Annotated in this window: 14 protein-coding genes; 3 read left to right on the top strand and 11 right to left on the bottom strand. The window is 56.0% G+C overall.

From position 1 onward, the window contains the following. Positions 1–4: 4 nt before the first annotated feature. Together recQ and pldA are read right to left on the bottom strand one after the other, a co-directional pair. Positions 5–1,834: an ATP-dependent DNA helicase RecQ gene (recQ, locus tag HV318_RS14675; RefSeq protein ID WP_182273326.1), complete on the bottom strand. Its 1,830-nt coding sequence runs from the start codon at positions 1,832–1,834 to the stop codon at positions 5–7. 90 nt (positions 1,835–1,924) lie between these two features. Further along, on the bottom strand, positions 1,925–2,794 hold the full coding sequence (gene pldA / locus HV318_RS14670) for a phospholipase A (protein ID WP_182273325.1): 870 nt from the start codon (positions 2,792–2,794) through the stop codon (positions 1,925–1,927). A gap of 162 nt (positions 2,795–2,956) precedes the next feature. On the opposite strand from pldA, the gene yigI reads away from it, so the two are divergent. Continuing rightward, entirely contained in the window at positions 2,957–3,424 is a 468-nt protein-coding gene (gene yigI / locus HV318_RS14665; RefSeq protein WP_182273324.1) for an acyl-CoA thioesterase YigI, read from the top strand. A gap of 51 nt (positions 3,425–3,475) precedes the next feature. Further along, the gene (gene rarD, locus HV318_RS14660) at positions 3,476–4,372 is read left to right on the top strand and encodes an EamA family transporter RarD (protein WP_182273323.1); all 897 of its coding nucleotides are present in this window, start codon (positions 3,476–3,478) and stop codon (positions 4,370–4,372) included. A 43-nt stretch (positions 4,373–4,415) separates the two neighbouring features. Here rarD and corA read toward each other — a convergent pair whose 3' ends face one another. The 8 genes from corA to lptM form a co-directional block, all read right to left on the bottom strand. Next, positions 4,416–5,366 carry a magnesium/cobalt transporter CorA gene (corA, locus tag HV318_RS14655; protein ID WP_008501540.1) on the bottom strand — a complete coding sequence of 317 codons (951 nt, stop codon included), beginning with the start codon at positions 5,364–5,366 and terminating at the stop codon, positions 4,416–4,418. 151 nt (positions 5,367–5,517) lie between these two features. Beyond that, complete coding sequence (gene ysgD / locus HV318_RS24105) at positions 5,518–5,574, bottom strand: YsgD/CorL family protein (protein ID WP_212743980.1); 57 nt, start codon at positions 5,572–5,574, stop codon at positions 5,518–5,520. Between the two features lie 149 nt (positions 5,575–5,723). Continuing rightward, positions 5,724–7,886 (bottom strand): DNA helicase II, encoded by a 2,163-nt coding sequence (gene uvrD / locus HV318_RS14650; protein WP_182273322.1) that lies wholly within the window; start codon positions 7,884–7,886, stop codon positions 5,724–5,726. Between the two features lie 79 nt (positions 7,887–7,965). Further along, positions 7,966–8,682: a 5-amino-6-(5-phospho-D-ribitylamino)uracil phosphatase YigB gene (gene yigB, locus HV318_RS14645; protein WP_182273321.1), complete on the bottom strand. Its 717-nt coding sequence runs from the start codon at positions 8,680–8,682 to the stop codon at positions 7,966–7,968. Next, the gene (gene xerC / locus HV318_RS14640) at positions 8,682–9,584 is read right to left on the bottom strand and encodes a tyrosine recombinase XerC (RefSeq protein WP_182273320.1); all 903 of its coding nucleotides are present in this window, start codon (positions 9,582–9,584) and stop codon (positions 8,682–8,684) included. Before xerC ends, yigB begins: the two co-directional genes overlap by 1 nt. Then, entirely contained in the window at positions 9,581–10,288 is a 708-nt protein-coding gene (locus tag HV318_RS14635) for a DUF484 domain-containing protein (protein ID WP_182273319.1), read from the bottom strand. Before HV318_RS14635 ends, xerC begins: the two co-directional genes overlap by 4 nt. Beyond that, on the bottom strand, positions 10,285–11,109 hold the full coding sequence (gene dapF / locus HV318_RS14630) for a diaminopimelate epimerase (protein ID WP_182274606.1): 825 nt from the start codon (positions 11,107–11,109) through the stop codon (positions 10,285–10,287). The genes HV318_RS14635 and dapF overlap by 4 nt, the downstream gene beginning before the upstream one ends. Before the next feature lie 35 nt (positions 11,110–11,144). Next, positions 11,145–11,348, bottom strand: a complete 204-nt coding sequence (lptM, locus tag HV318_RS14625) for an LPS translocon maturation chaperone LptM (protein WP_182273318.1) — start codon at positions 11,346–11,348, stop codon at positions 11,145–11,147. A gap of 136 nt (positions 11,349–11,484) precedes the next feature. Here lptM and cyaY point away from each other — a divergent pair, with 136 nt between their 5' ends. Next, entirely contained in the window at positions 11,485–11,805 is a 321-nt protein-coding gene (gene cyaY / locus HV318_RS14620) for an iron donor protein CyaY (protein WP_182273317.1), read from the top strand. A gap of 39 nt (positions 11,806–11,844) precedes the next feature. On the opposite strand, the gene cyaA is transcribed toward cyaY, so the two are convergent. After that, positions 11,845–14,391: a class I adenylate cyclase gene (cyaA, locus tag HV318_RS14615; protein WP_182273316.1), complete on the bottom strand. Its 2,547-nt coding sequence runs from the start codon at positions 14,389–14,391 to the stop codon at positions 11,845–11,847. Between the last annotated feature and the right edge of the window lie 93 nt (positions 14,392–14,484).

Below are 14,484 nucleotides of genomic sequence, written 5' to 3'. Positions count from 1 at the left end.
CTGACTACTCCTCATCATCACCATCCGCGTGAGAACGGATGAGCGCCATAAACTCTTTACCGAAGCGCTCCAGTTTGCGCGTACCCACGCCATTAACGCTGAGCATCTCGCCAGCGCTGAGTGGCATTTGCTCGGCCATCTCAATCAGCGTCGCATCGTTGAACACCACGTACGGTGGAATGTTCTCTTCATCGGCAATGGCCTTACGCAGCTTGCGCAGTTTGGCAAACAGCTTGCGGTCATAGTTGCCACCGTACGATTTTTGCATCACGCGTGGTTTCAGGGCGATAACGCGCGGAACGGCGAGCTTCAGTTCAATGTCACCGCGCAGCACCGGACGTGCGGCTTCAGTAAGCTGAAGCGCGGAGTGCTGGGCAATGTTTTGCGCGGCGAACCCCAGGTGGATCAGCTGGCGGATGATACTCACCCAGTGCTCGTGGCTCTGCTCTTTGCCAATCCCGTAGACGGGAAGTTTGTCGTGCCCCATATCGCGGATGCGCTGGTTGTTGGCTCCACGCAGCACTTCCACCACGTAGCCCATCCCGAAGCGCTGATTAACACGGTAGATGGTCGAGAGCGCTTTACGCGCGTCCATCAGGCCATCGTACTGCTTCGGCGGATCAAGACAGATATCGCAGTTGCCGCACGACTCCTGACGCCCCTCACCGAAGTAGTTGAGCAGTACCAGACGGCGGCAGGTTTGCGCTTCAGCGAACGCCCCCATCGCATTGAGCTTATGACGTTCGATATCCTGCAACTGTCCCTGCGGTTTCTCTTCCAGGCAGCGACGCAGCCACGCCATATCAGCCGGATCGTAAAACAGCATCGCCTCGGCTGGCAGACCATCACGCCCGGCACGGCCAGTTTCCTGGTAGTAGGATTCAATATTACGCGGGATATCGAAGTGCACCACAAAGCGCACGTTGGGCTTGTTAATCCCCATCCCGAACGCCACCGTTGCGACCACGATTTGCAGGTCGTCGCGCTGGAATTTCTCCTGCACGTCGGCGCGAATGTGATTTTCTAAGCCAGCATGATAGGCCGCAGCGCTAAAGCCACGGTTTTGCAGACGTGCGGCGGTGTCCTCCACCTTCGCACGGCTGTTACAGTAGATGATACCCGACTTGCCGCGCTGCTCCTGCACATAACGCAGAAGCTGATCCAGCGGCTTGAATTTTTCCATCAGCATATAGCGGATGTTCGGGCGGTCGAAGCTACTGACCTGAATCAGCGGATCATTCAGCCCAAGCAGGCGAACGATATCCAGACGCGTTGTGTCATCTGCCGTTGCGGTGAGCGCCATAAACGGCAGCTCGGGGAAGCGCTGACGCAGCTGACCAAGCGCGGCGTATTCCGGGCGGAAATCGTGCCCCCACTGCGAGATACAGTGCGCTTCATCCACCGCCAGCAGAACCGGGTTCCAGTGCGCCAGATGATCGAGGAAGTTATCCAGCATCAGACGTTCTGGTGCGATATACAGCAGGCGGATCTGCCCGGTACGGCAACCGGCCATCACCTCTTGCTGCTGCTCACGCGTCTGCGTGGAGTTAAGACAGGCTGCCGCCACGCCGTTGGCGAGCAGTTGGTCAACCTGGTCTTTCATCAGCGAAATAAGGGGTGATACCACGACCGTCAGGCCGTTGAGCACCAGCGCGGGAACCTGATAGCAGAGCGATTTACCGCCGCCAGTTGGCATCACCACCAGGCAATCACGCCCTTCCAGCACGGTATCAATGATGGTTTCCTGGCCAGGACGGAACTGCTGGTAGCCAAAGGTTTCATGCAGAACCTGTTTAGCCAGCGATTCCTGATTCAATACTTCCGCCTGCGCCACGTTAACCCCATATGCCAGAAATAAAACAGGCGCTATTTTCAGCGCCTGAGAGAGAAACTTCAACGTTTAACGGAAAAACATTCGAGCAGCCTAGAAAATATCGTTCAACATCACGCCCACGCCGACGCGGGTCTGGTTGAAGTTGTAATCGATAAGCGACTCGCCGTAACCGCTGTAGACCTGCGTATACAGGCGCACATGCTTGCTCACCGGATAGCTCAGGCCCACTTCCGCACCACCGTAGCCGGTGTTCCAGTTGTACTGGCCTTTGGCGCTCAGCACCGCATCACCCAGTTGATAGCCAATTTTGAGCTGGTAATAGCCCATATATTTGGTGATGTCCGGGTTGTCATTGGTTTCGCCCACCACGTACCACGGCTTCACTTCCACCATCCAGTTGCCGTTTTGCGCCATCAGGCGGGTATAAAGACGGTTCCAGCTTCGGGAAGTCGGGTCGGCACGGCCGTTGGAGTCATGGTTAAAACCCATCTCTACGTCGCGCAGCGTCCAGCCCGCAAATTCGTAATCCGTTGCGAAACCGAGGAACAACTGCGGCTCGTAATTGGTTTCACGGAACGGCGAAGATTCACCGCTGTTGGAGAGCTGCCACCAGGATTTCTGCGTATAGGACGCCCCGAGCACCGAGTTCGGCCCTAAAATGCCACGCCAGAACGGGAAGGCGAGACTGAGCTGATACTTCACCTCATCCTTGCGTGCGTTATCTGACCAGTCATAGGAGCGAATGGCCTCCTTGTTGATATCGCTGGTCCAGGTATAGAGCAGATAGTTGGTGTCGTACGGGTAAAGCGTGAAGGGATTATCATGCTCCTGCAGCAGGTTGGCGATAATGCTGCCACGCACCGCTGGCGTATCGTGTACCTCTTTTACCGTCGCTTCCTGCGCATATGCTGTGAGAGGCAGCGCAATCGCCGCCAGTAACCAACCCAGATACGTCCGCATCGGTGGTGTTCTCCTGAAAAACAGATTGATTTCATGAATCGTTATGAGCAGACATTCTACAGGCTTCTTCAGTAACTTCCGCCTCCTCCTTTCTGAAAGTGGAAATCCTGAAGCATGAGGCATAAAATCAACATTTTGTTAACAAAAAGGATGTCAATTCTCATGTCAGCCACGCTTACCGCCGAAGAAACGTTAAAACTCGTGGGCGAGATTTTTGTTTACCATATGCCCTTTAACCGCGCGCTAGGGCTGGAACTGGAGCGGTACGAGAAAGAGTTTGCCCAGCTTAGCTTTAACAACCAGCCAATGATGGTGGGCAACTGGGCGCAAAGCATCTTGCATGGCGGTGTGATTGCCTCGGCGCTGGATGTCGCGGCAGGGCTGGTCTGTGTTGGTAGCACACTGACACGCCACGACACCATCAATGAAGATGAGCTACGTCAGCGCCTGTCGCGCATGGGAACCATCGACTTACGCGTCGACTACCTGCGCCCCGGGCGTGGAAACCGCTTTACCTGCACCAGTAGCCTGCTGCGCGCGGGTAATAAAGTCGCCGTTGCCCGCGTTGAGTTACATAACGAAGAACAGGTTTATATCGCCAGCGCAACCGCCACTTATATGGTGGGTTGAGTGGGTAAAATCAGTTAAAGTGAATGCACTTTCTTGTAACGGATTTTCCCGATGGATGCTAAACAGACGCGGCAGGGCGTTTTACTCGCCCTTGCCGCTTATTTTATTTGGGGTATCGCTCCGGCGTACTTCAAATTTATCGCTTACGTACCGGCTGATGAGATCCTCACTCACCGCGTGATCTGGTCATTTTTCTTTATGATTGCGCTGATGAGCATCAGTCGTCAGTGGTCAGGCGTAAAAACATTGCTGCAAACACCGAAAAAGGTGTTTCTGCTGGCGCTCTCTGCGGTGCTGATTGGCGGTAACTGGCTGCTGTTTATCTGGGCGGTGAATAACCATCACATGCTCGAAGCCAGCCTGGGGTATTTTATTAACCCACTGGTGAATATTGTGCTGGGGATGATTTTCCTCGGTGAGCGCTTCCGCCGTATGCAGTGGCTGGCGGTGATCCTCGCCTTCTGCGGCGTACTGGTTCAGCTGTGGACGTTCGGTTCACTGCCGATCATCGCGCTGGGACTGGCATTCAGCTTTGCATTCTACGGGCTGGTGCGTAAGAAAATCGCCGTGGAAGCACAAACCGGGATGCTGTTCGAAACCCTGTGGCTACTGCCAGTAGCCGCAGTCTACCTGTTTGGCATTGCCGACAGCTCCACCAGCCATATGGGCAATAACCCGTGGTCGCTGAATATGCTGTTGATGGCGGCAGGCGTGGTGACAACCATCCCACTGCTGTGCTTCACCGGTGCGGCGACGCGCCTGCGCCTCTCCACGCTGGGCTTCTTCCAGTACATCGGCCCGACGCTGATGTTCCTGCTGGCAGTGGTGTTTTACGGTGAAGTGCCGGGTGCGGATAAAATGGTGACGTTCGCCTTTATCTGGGTCGCGCTGGCGATTTTTGTCGCCGATGCAATTTATACCCAGCGCAGGACGCGTAAAGGTCAATAGGGACGTTATAGGGCGGGCTGGCACAACGCCACCCGCCAGATTCCTACAGCCAGTTGCGGCGCTTAAAGTACAGATACGGCGCAAGCCCGGCGAGGATCATAAAGATAATCGCGCCCGGGTAACCAAAGCTCCACTTCAGCTCCGGCATAAACTCAAAGTTCATCCCATAGCTTGATGCCACCAGCGTAGGCGGCAGGAACACCACGGATACCACCGAGAAGATCTTGATGATGCGGTTCTGCTCAATGTTGATAAAACCCATCGCCGCCTGCATCAGGAAGTTAACCTTCTGGAACAGGGATTCGTTGTGCGGCAGCAGGGATTCGATATCGCGCAGGATCTCACGCGCCTGCTCCAGCTGACCACCCGGCAAGCGTGCCTTACGCACCAGGAAGTTCAACGCACGCTGGGTATCCATCAGACACAAACGCACCTTCCAGCCGATATCTTCCAGCTCTGCCAGCGTCGAGAGCGCTTCGTCATATTCATCGCCCTGATGACCTTCCATGATGACGCGGCTCAGCTTTTCCAGGTCGCTGTAAATGTTTTCTATCTCATCCGCCAGCTGTTCGATTTTGGTTTCAAACAGGTCGAGCAACAGCTCATACGCGTTGCCGTCCACCATCGCCTGGCTACGGGCGCGCATACGGTAGAGACGAAATGCAGGCAGTTCGCGCTCGCGCAGGGTAAACAGGCGGCCATCGCGAATGGTAAACGCCACGGTGGAGTTACCCGCGTGGTCTTCCGCATCTTCAAAGAAGAAGAAGGAGTGAATGTGCAGACCGTCTTCGTCTTCAAAAAAACGTGCCGATGCTTCGATGTCTTCCAGTTCCGGACGGGTTGCCAGGCTTTGCCCCAGCTCAGATTGTACGCGAAGGCGTTCATCGTCGTCCGGCTCGACCAGATCCACCCATACGGCATCAATGAGGGGCTGTGACTCTTCGGCTTCAAGCCGAGTCAGTCGGTTATTTTCGAGTTGAAATGCGCTCAACATGACCGGGACTCCCAATGCAAAAAATATCGGACAGTTCGGTGGGCACACAGAAACAAATTGGGTTTCAGACCATTAAACAGCCTGACTCAGCGCGACGGGAATAATACAGGTCGCTGACAACCACTAAGGCCATCAGCAAGAGGAGATAGCCTTAGGAGTTGTTCCTGGATGACAGGGAATTGAGCCAGTATCTACTGGGTGTGTCCAAGGCGAATGTCCTCTTAGCGTAATCGTGCGCGCATGTTACGCCAGCAGTAACTGTGGCGTCAACACGCAACGGAACGCTGAAAGGCATTAATTGACCTTCAACGTATAAGGCTAGCAGATTATTACAAAATAATGATAATTTTCTGAATGTTACACTGTTTCCAGTCTGGCGTAAGCCGCCACCAGCCATTTGATCCCCTGCCCCTGGAACGCCACCTGCAGGCGGCTGTGCTCACCGCTGCCTTCCAGGTTTACGATGGTGCCTTCACCAAACTTAGAATGGCGCACGCGCTGGCCCAGCTTGTAACCGGTGTCGGTTTCAGAAATCGGTGAGCCCAGGCGCTGATGGCTGACCGGACGGCTGATGCTGGCGCGTAAACGAACTTCTTCCACGCATTCTTCTGGCAGTTCGCCAATAAAGCGCGACGGACGGTGATACACCTCTTTGCCATACAGACGACGAGTTTCGGCGTAGGTTAGCGTCAGCTTTTGCATAGCGCGGGTCACGCCCACATAGGCGAGACGGCGTTCTTCTTCCAGACGCCCACCTTCATCCAGCGACATCTGGCTCGGGAACATCCCCTCTTCCATGCCAACAATAAACACTTGCGGGAACTCCAGACCTTTGGCGGAGTGCAGGGTCATCAGCTGAACCGCATCCTGCCAGGTATCCGCCTGCCCTTCGCCCGCTTCCAGTGCGGCGTGGGAGAGGAACGCCTGCAGCGGCATCAGGTCTTCGTCTTCTTCGTTGTAGCTGAACTGGCGCGTTGCCGTGACCAGTTCCTCTAAGTTCTCAATACGGGTCTGGCCCTTTTCACCTTTCTCCTGCTCGTACATGGTTCGCAGGCCAGAGTCTTTAATCACCCGGTCGGTCTGCACGTGCAGCGGCATATCTGCCGTCTCCTGAGCCAGAGCATCAATCAGCTCCAGGAAGCGCTGCAGCGCGCTGGCGGCACGTCCGGCGAGGGCTTTCTCCTGTAACAGCTCACGGCACGCCTGCCACAGCGTAAGCTGACGGTCGCGGGACGCCTGACGCACCACGTCCAGCGTACGATCACCAATGCCACGCGTCGGCGTATTCACCACGCGCTCAAACGCCGCATCGTCGTTACGGTTAGCAATCAGACGCAGATAGGAGAGCGCATCTTTGATTTCCTGACGCTCGAAGAAGCGCATCCCGCCGTAAATGCGGTACGGCATACTCACCTGCAGCAGCGCCTCTTCCAGCACGCGCGACTGGGCGTTGCTGCGATAGAGAATGGCGCACTGCTCCAGCGCACCGCCGTTGTCCTGCCAGGTTTTAATGCGATTAACCACGAAGCGCGCTTCATCGAGTTCGTTAAACGCACAGTAGATAGAGATCGGCTCACCGTCGACGCCATCAGTCCACAGCTTTTTACCCAGACGCCCGTTGTTGTTTTCAATCAGGGCGTTGGCGGCGCTCAGGATGTTGCTGGTCGAACGGTAGTTCTGTTCCAGGCGAATAGTTTCCGCGCCCGGGAAATCCTTGAGGAAGCGCTGGATGTTTTCCACCTGCGCTCCACGCCAGCCGTAGATTGACTGGTCGTCATCGCCGACGATCATCACCTTGCCGGTATCACCCGCCAGCAGGCGGATCCACGCGTACTGAATGTTGTTGGTATCCTGGAATTCGTCCACCAGGATATTGGTGAAACGTTCGCGATAGTGCTGCAGGATATGCGGCTTGTTGAGCCACAGCTCGTGGGCACGCAGCAGCAGCTCGGCGAAATCGACCAGACCGGCGCGATCGCACGCTTCCTGATAAGCCTTGTAGACGTTTTGCCAGGTCTGCTCAACCGGATTACCGAAGCTCTGAATATGGTGCGGACGCAGCCCTTCGTCTTTTTGACCGTTGATGTACCACATCGCCTGACGCGGCGGCCACTGCTTCTCGTCGAGGTTCATTGCCTTGATCAGGCGCTTCAGCAGACGCAGCTGATCTTCGCTGTCGAGGATCTGGAAATCCTGCGGCAAGTTGGCGTCCATATGGTGCGCGCGCAGCAGGCGGTGCGCCAGGCCGTGGAAAGTGCCGACCCACATACCGCCCTGGCTGGTGCCCATCAGTTGTGCGATACGGTGGCGCATCTCTGCCGCCGCCTTGTTGGTGAACGTCACCGCCATAATGGAGTACGGCGAGCAGTGTTCCACGCTCTGCAGCCAGGCGATACGGTGAACCAGCACGCGCGTCTTACCACTGCCCGCCCCAGCCAGCACCAGCATGTTAGTGCGCGAGGCAGCTACGGCTTCACGCTGTTTGTCATTAAGGCTGTCGAGCAGGTAAGAAACGTCCATTGGCACCGTCACGTCATGTCGGGCAGGCGAATGTTATCATTCGCCAAAACCCTGTTAATTTATACAGAACAATTGATGATTATATCAGCGTCGTGAGGGATGCCAACCGCGAAATTTCCACGTGCGGCAGCAGACGGCTGTCCAGCGTTGTCATCAGATCGGCATTTTCCGGTTTGATCCAGCAGGCCTGCATGCCGCAGCGGATCGCCCCGGCCACGTCCGTGGTCAGGTCATCCCCGACGTGCAGGATCTGACCGGGCGGCAGGCGCAGTTTTTGCGCCGCCAGATGGTACATATCGTTAAAGGGTTTCGAGCGTCCGTGCGGACCCGCACGCAGCACAAATTCAAAATAGTCGCCCAGACCAAACAACTCCGGCTGGGCATTGCCGTTGGTGATCGCCACCAGCGGCCACTTTTCGGCCAGTTTTGCCAGCGTATCATGTGTTTCCTGCGGCACATCAATGCGGCTGCGCCACCTGGCGAAGTTCTCCATTGAGGCTTCTGCCCCAATGGCCGCATCACGCGCGCTCATTCCTGCGTTCAGCATTGCCTGCTCAACCGCGCGGCGACGCCATTCCGTCACGTCATGATAAATCTCCGGCTCGGTCTCCCGCAGGGCCTGGCGCAGTCGCTGAAAGTCTTTACTCTGCATTGCCTTCAGCGCCGGATGGTAGTTTTGCACAAACGCCAGCGACTCCTGCTCGGTTCGCAGGATCACCTCACGGTTGTCGTAAAGGGTGTCATCAAGGTCAAATGTGATTGCGGAAATCTGACCGAGTGGGCGGTAAAAACGCATTATTTCCCCCGTTTGGCGCGTGGATGCGCCGCGTCATACACCGAGGCAAGGTGCTGAAAGTCTAAGTGGGTGTAGATTTGAGTGGTCGACAGATTCGCGTGGCCGAGAAGCTCCTGCACGCCGCGCAGATCGCCGCTCGATTCAAGCATATGGGTGGCAAACGAGTGGCGCAGCTTGTGCGGGTGAACATGGCTGTTCAGCCCCTGTTTGATGCCCCACTCAGCAAAGCGCTTCTGCACGTTACGCGCCGAGATCCGCTTCCCGAGTTTTGACAGGAATAGCGCATCTTCTTCTGCGCCAAACAGCCCGCGCAGATCCAGCCAGTGTTCAATCCAGGAGACGGCGTTGCGACCCATCGGCAGGCGGCGCTCTTTGCTGCCCTTACCCATGACCCACACTTCGCCGGACTCGAGATCAAGGTGTTTTAAATCAAGGTTCACCAGCTCAGACAAACGCAGCCCTGCGCCATACATCACCTCCAGCATCGCGCGGTCGCGTACGGCCAGCGGATCGTTAAGATCGATATCCAGCAGGCGGTTCACATCGTCGACGTCGATATTTTTGGGCAGATGGCGCGGCGCTTTTGGCGTGGTGATCCCTTTAGCCGGGTTGGCTGTTAACCCCCCCTGGCTGACCAGCCAGTCGAAGAAACTGCGCAGGGCTGAGAGCCGGAGTGCCAGACTCGCCGGGCCTAGCCCTTTTTTGCGGCTACGCACGACAACCCCGCGTACCGTCGCAGCGTCACATTGTTGCCAGCTTTTCAGGCCGATCTCGTCGGCAATCTGCATGATGGCATCAAGCTGACGCTGATAGTTCAGCAGCGTAATGGGGCTAAGCTGACGTTCAACGCCCAGGTAGCGCAGAAATCGCGTGACGTCAGGGCCGAGCAGTCCGTCGGTCATACGCGCTCAATCCAGCGCTCCAGCAGCTCCGGCAGCATCAGGGCAATCTCCTGCAACAGATGCGTGCCTTGCCCCTGCTCATAGTGGTGTGCATCGCGGCTGGTAAATATCATCACCCCCAGATCGCCATCGCGCCCCATCAGTGACATCGCCACCGAGCCAATGGCTTTGGCCTCTGGTAACAGCAGCAGCAACTCTGGTCCGTTCAGCGGCCCCAGATAGTGGTGTTCATGGCCCAGACGCTGAATACGCAGCGGTTCAAACGCCTGACGGCTCAGCGCCAGATGGGTGAAGCCAGACGGTGCACCAATGCGCCAGCGGTCAGGGAAAAGACGAAGGGTTGCGCCAGCCAGCCCCAGCTCACGTGCCCAACGGTGGAAACGGCTGAGGAACTCTTCAAGGCTATGCGCCGACGCCAGACGTGCCTGCAGATGCAGCAGACGATAAAACAGGCTTTCGTTATTACTCGCCTGTTCCATCAGCAGCGTCATGTTCTCTTCGAGCTGATTGATATGGTTGCGTGAGCGCGCCATATGCCATTCGACCAGCGACACGGTTTCACGTACCGGATGCGGCACGCGCATCTGTTCGACGACGCGTGCATTGCGGATAAAAAACTCAGGATTGCGCAGCAGATAATCAACAACAGCTCTGTCGTCCAGTTCCGTCACCGTTTCCTGCAGTTCTTCCCCTGGTTGTTTCATAGATGGATAAACCCGTCATAGACATGTGCCGCCGGGCCAGTCATATACAGTGGATGACCCGGGCCTTTCCAGGCGATATCAAGACGACCGCCTGGTAATTCCACGCGAACCTCTTCTGCCAGTAATCCCTGAGAGATGCCGACTGCCACAGCAGCGCAGGCACCGCTTCCGCAGGCCTGGGTTTCACCCGCGCCGCGTTCGTAGACACGCAGGCGGATGTGCTCACGCTTCACCACCTGCATAAAACCGATATTCGCCCGCTCCGGGAAGCGTTCGTGGCTTTCCAGCACCGGGCCGAGGGTTTCGACCGCCGCGGTTTCCACATCATCAACCTGAATCACGCAGTGAGGGTTACCCATTGAGACGACGCCGCACAATACTGTCTGTTCGGCCGCACGCATAATATAGGTCTTTTCCGCTTTGTTCGCGCGAAACGGCACGGCGGAAGGTTCAAAGTTCGGCTCGCCCATGTTCACACGCACCAGCTCGTCATCGGTGACACTGAGCACCATGCGGCCATTAGCCGTGCTGACGCGAATATCGCGCTTGTTGGTCAGCCCTTTCAGGCGAACAAAGCGGGCAAAACAGCGTGCGCCATTGCCGCACTGGGAAACTTCGCTGCCGTCTGCGTTAAAAATACGGTAGTGGAAATCGAGATCGGGATCGTACGGCGGCTCAACCACCAAAAGCTGATCGAACCCCACACCCAGATGCCGATCCGCCAGACGGCGGATCAGTTCCGGGGAGAAAAAGACATTCTGCGTTACCGCGTCGACGACCATAAAATCGTTGCCAAGGCCATGCATTTTAGAGAACTGCATCATTTGCTCCATTGCGCGGGTACAGAACGTAATCGTCAGAGATTGACCTGAGTCGGACCGCCATTGTCGCCACGATCGTTCGTGGTTGGCGTCGTGGACTCAATACCGCTTTGCACTGGTTTCGTCGGCGGCGGCGCGCTTTTATCTGCAGGCGGGAAGTACAGCGGCCCTTTCAGACCACAGCCTGTCAGGCTAAACAGCGTGATGAGAACGGCAAGCGTTCGGAAAACGTTTTTCATTATTCAAGTTGCCCGTAAGTTCAAATCTGTTTCTATCATCGCAGGAGAAGACACAAAAGCAAGAGTTTGCCGCTTTCCTGCAACGGGAATTATTTAGCGTTATACTGCCGACATCACGAAAAACAGGAACAAAACCATGAACGACAGTGAATTCCATCGCCTTGCCGACACCCTGTGGATGACCATTGAAGAGTGTCTGGACGACTGGGACGGCGACAACGATATCGATTGTGAAATCAACGGTGGCGTGTTGACCCTCAGCTTCGAAAACGGTAGCAAAATTATTATTAACCGCCAGGAGCCACTTCACCAGGTATGGCTGGCAACCCGTCAGGGTGGCTACCATTTCGATCTGAAAGAGGGCGAGTGGGTTTGCGACCGTAGCGGCGAAACGTTCTGGAACCTGCTGGAGCAGGCGGCGACCGCGCAGGCGGGTGAAAAGGTTAGCTTCCGGTAAGCGTTACACGGGTGGCGCTACGCCACCCGGTACAACGTCTCAGGAAAAATACTGCTGCAACAACGGAGCAGTCGCATCCTGGCTGGCAGGTACCGCAGGTGCCACAGCCTGGGTACGGAACGGGATGACCTGTGCACGACCGTCCACGTCCACAATCTGATAGAACTGCGGCAGGTTGAAGTTGATAAAGCTTGAGCCGTAGGTGAAACGGTCGTGTGACGACGAGTAGAAGCGGCTGACGTCGCGTACCAGCTCCTCTTTGCTGCCTTCACAGTGGTGATACACCTCAGCGCGGTTGGTTTCATCCAGGATGTAGATGTTAAAACCGGCGTCGTCACCCGACTCTTCAAAGAAGAACTGAATAATCCCTTCACTGGCAAAACCATCCACCACCTGCGGCAGTTTCACGTGGTTGGTTTCCACCTGTACTGACAGACCATGCAGCTTGTTGTGCGAAATTGCGCCGTAGAACTCGATGGCGTTTTCCAGCTTTTGCACCGACACGTTCAGGCGCTCGAAGAACAGGCCCCAGGTCTGGCCGGAGACGCGCAGCGCTTTAAAGCGCCCGGTTTCCTGACGGGTACTGGAAAGACGCAGTTCAATGCACTCAGACACCAGTTGCTGCACGCGGGTGCGGATCAAACCGCGCAGATGCTGGCTGTAGCAGAACACCTCAACGCTGTCCGGCGGTGCGGCATCCTGGTGCATCTTACCGAGAATGGTTTTCAGCGCCTCGATCATCGCCTGCTCGCCGTTGAAGTGCAGGGTACGCACTTCGTTCCACGAGTTGCGGTACAGCAGGTCTACACTGCCGACCAGGCAGTTTTGCTGCTCGCCAAAGCTAAAGACGTCCAGCTTGCGGAAGTCAAAATGAACCACCTGATTGCGGAACGCCGCCGTCGGGTCATATTCCAGATTGACGATAATCGCCAGATGGCGAATTTCACACGGGCTATAGAGCGCTTTTGGCGTCGGAGCCGGCAGACGCAGCGGGAAGTGGTGCGACACATCCGCCACCATTTCCTGCAGTTTGGCTAAATCGACCCCTTCGTTGCCTTTAATAAACAGGCGGGTACGGGAGGTCAACAGGCCATTGAACCAGGCCCAGGCCACCAGCTTGTTCAGGTAGCGGTTATATTCCAGCGGCTGATGGCTGATGATCGAGTCCATGCTTGGCGCACGGTTGTACAGATACCACCCGGTGCGGTTCGCACGGCCCGGAGGAACATAGATAAAGGTCAGGTTCGGTTCTGACAAATCAGGTGAAATCTGCGGGTTCACCAGCGTCACTTTGCCCGGCAGCGCTTCAAACGCGGCGTACAGTTTACGGGTCAGTACCCCAATATCCTGCGGGCTGGCGGAAACGCTGAGATTATTACGGCGCGCAAAGCGGATCAGGTTACGGTAGCTTTGCATCATCGCATCGAGCAGTTCGTTGTGCGCTTCACGCACCTGATCGATTTTCCAGTTAGCGCGGTTGTCGAGCATGGACAGGCGCTCTTCGTCCCATCCCCACTCTTTGACTAACTGACTGACCACTTCACGACGCCAGCCCACGCATGCGCGTTCGCGGCTCAGTTTTTCACAAACTTTGAGATAAAAACACCGACGCACCAGGTCAAGACGCGTGGTGTCATCTATGGCTTTCAGGTATTCGGTGACGCGTTCCAGCATCATGCAGTAGGCATCAAGCCCAAAGGAGACAATCTCCCCGTCGTGCAGACGCTGCTTGATATCTTTCGCCAGCAGGCGCGGTGTGGGGTATTCCCAGGAATAGGCTTCGAGCAGCAGCGTTTTCAGCACCGCTTTATACGGTGAGTCGATACTTTTATAGAGCTGCCAGAGGCTCGCACCAAAGTACTCTTCGGCAGACAGGGAGCTAAGGCCACCCAGATCCAGCCATTCGTTTGGCGTCAGTACGCCCTGCGCATACAGCGACATGACGTAATCATCGTAATGCTCTTCTTCTTCGCACGGCACCATATTCCACAGAATACGCTTACCGGCCAGGCGAACGGCAGTACGGTAAAACTCATCCAGCAACAGGATGTGCTGCGTTGAGCCGCAGTCTTCACCACCCAGACTGCCGCTTTCGTTATGGCGGAAACGGTTTTCATCAATCAGGAAGAAACTTACTTCCACACCGAGCGATGCCGCCCAGCTTTCCAGCAGGCTGCATTTACGCTGCAACAGCTGACGCTCGTCGTTATCGAGCCAGGATTGATGGCAGACCCAGATATCCAGGTCAGATGAACAGCTTTGCCCTACCGATGAGGTACTCCCCATAGAGTAAACGCCAGTGATTGGCAGCTCGCCTTTCGGGGATTCCTGTGGCGGCATGCCACGATAGAGTTCCAGCTCGTTCAGATAATGCTGTTGGGTTTCATCAGGCGTGAAAACGCAGATGCCACGGGGAACGTTACCATCGAGGTAACCCGGCATCAGCGGGTGGTGATAGTGCAATAATGTCGGCAGCAGACTGTAAACCTGCTGGAAAGCAGGTCCCATAGCAGCAAGCGCGCGATCCACACGCAGTTGATTTATGGCATCCAGTCTCTGTTTCAGAGTCTCAATATAGAGGTACAAGACGTATCGCCTGATGTTTCCGGTGTCGCAAGCTATTCCAGAATCGAATAACGGCGAGCCCGCAGTATTTCAAAAAGATAACCGTTACCCTTT

It is taken from the genome of Enterobacter sp. RHBSTW-00901, from assembly GCF_014103115.1.
Taxonomy (GTDB): domain Bacteria; phylum Pseudomonadota; class Gammaproteobacteria; order Enterobacterales; family Enterobacteriaceae; genus Enterobacter; species Enterobacter cloacae_P.
This window is presented reverse-complemented; position numbering and strand designations above follow the sequence as displayed.

Coding starts and splice junctions, on each gene's coding strand:
- pldA (WP_182273325.1), bottom strand. CDS start 2,794: ATGCGGACGTATCTGGGTTGGTTACTGGCGGCGATTGCGCTGCCTCTC.
- yigI (WP_182273324.1), top strand. CDS start 2,957: ATGTCAGCCACGCTTACCGCCGAAGAAACGTTAAAACTCGTGGGCGAG.
- rarD (WP_182273323.1), top strand. CDS start 3,476: ATGGATGCTAAACAGACGCGGCAGGGCGTTTTACTCGCCCTTGCCGCT.
- corA (WP_008501540.1), bottom strand. CDS start 5,366: ATGTTGAGCGCATTTCAACTCGAAAATAACCGACTGACTCGGCTTGAA.
- uvrD (WP_182273322.1), bottom strand. CDS start 7,886: ATGGACGTTTCTTACCTGCTCGACAGCCTTAATGACAAACAGCGTGAA.
- yigB (WP_182273321.1), bottom strand. CDS start 8,682: ATGCGTTTTTACCGCCCACTCGGTCAGATTTCCGCAATCACATTTGAC.
- xerC (WP_182273320.1), bottom strand. CDS start 9,584: ATGACCGACGGACTGCTCGGCCCTGACGTCACGCGATTTCTGCGCTAC.
- HV318_RS14635 (WP_182273319.1), bottom strand. CDS start 10,288: ATGAAACAACCAGGGGAAGAACTGCAGGAAACGGTGACGGAACTGGAC.
- dapF (WP_182274606.1), bottom strand. CDS start 11,109: ATGCAGTTCTCTAAAATGCATGGCCTTGGCAACGATTTTATGGTCGTC.
- lptM (WP_182273318.1), bottom strand. CDS start 11,348: ATGAAAAACGTTTTCCGAACGCTTGCCGTTCTCATCACGCTGTTTAGC.
- cyaY (WP_182273317.1), top strand. CDS start 11,485: ATGAACGACAGTGAATTCCATCGCCTTGCCGACACCCTGTGGATGACC.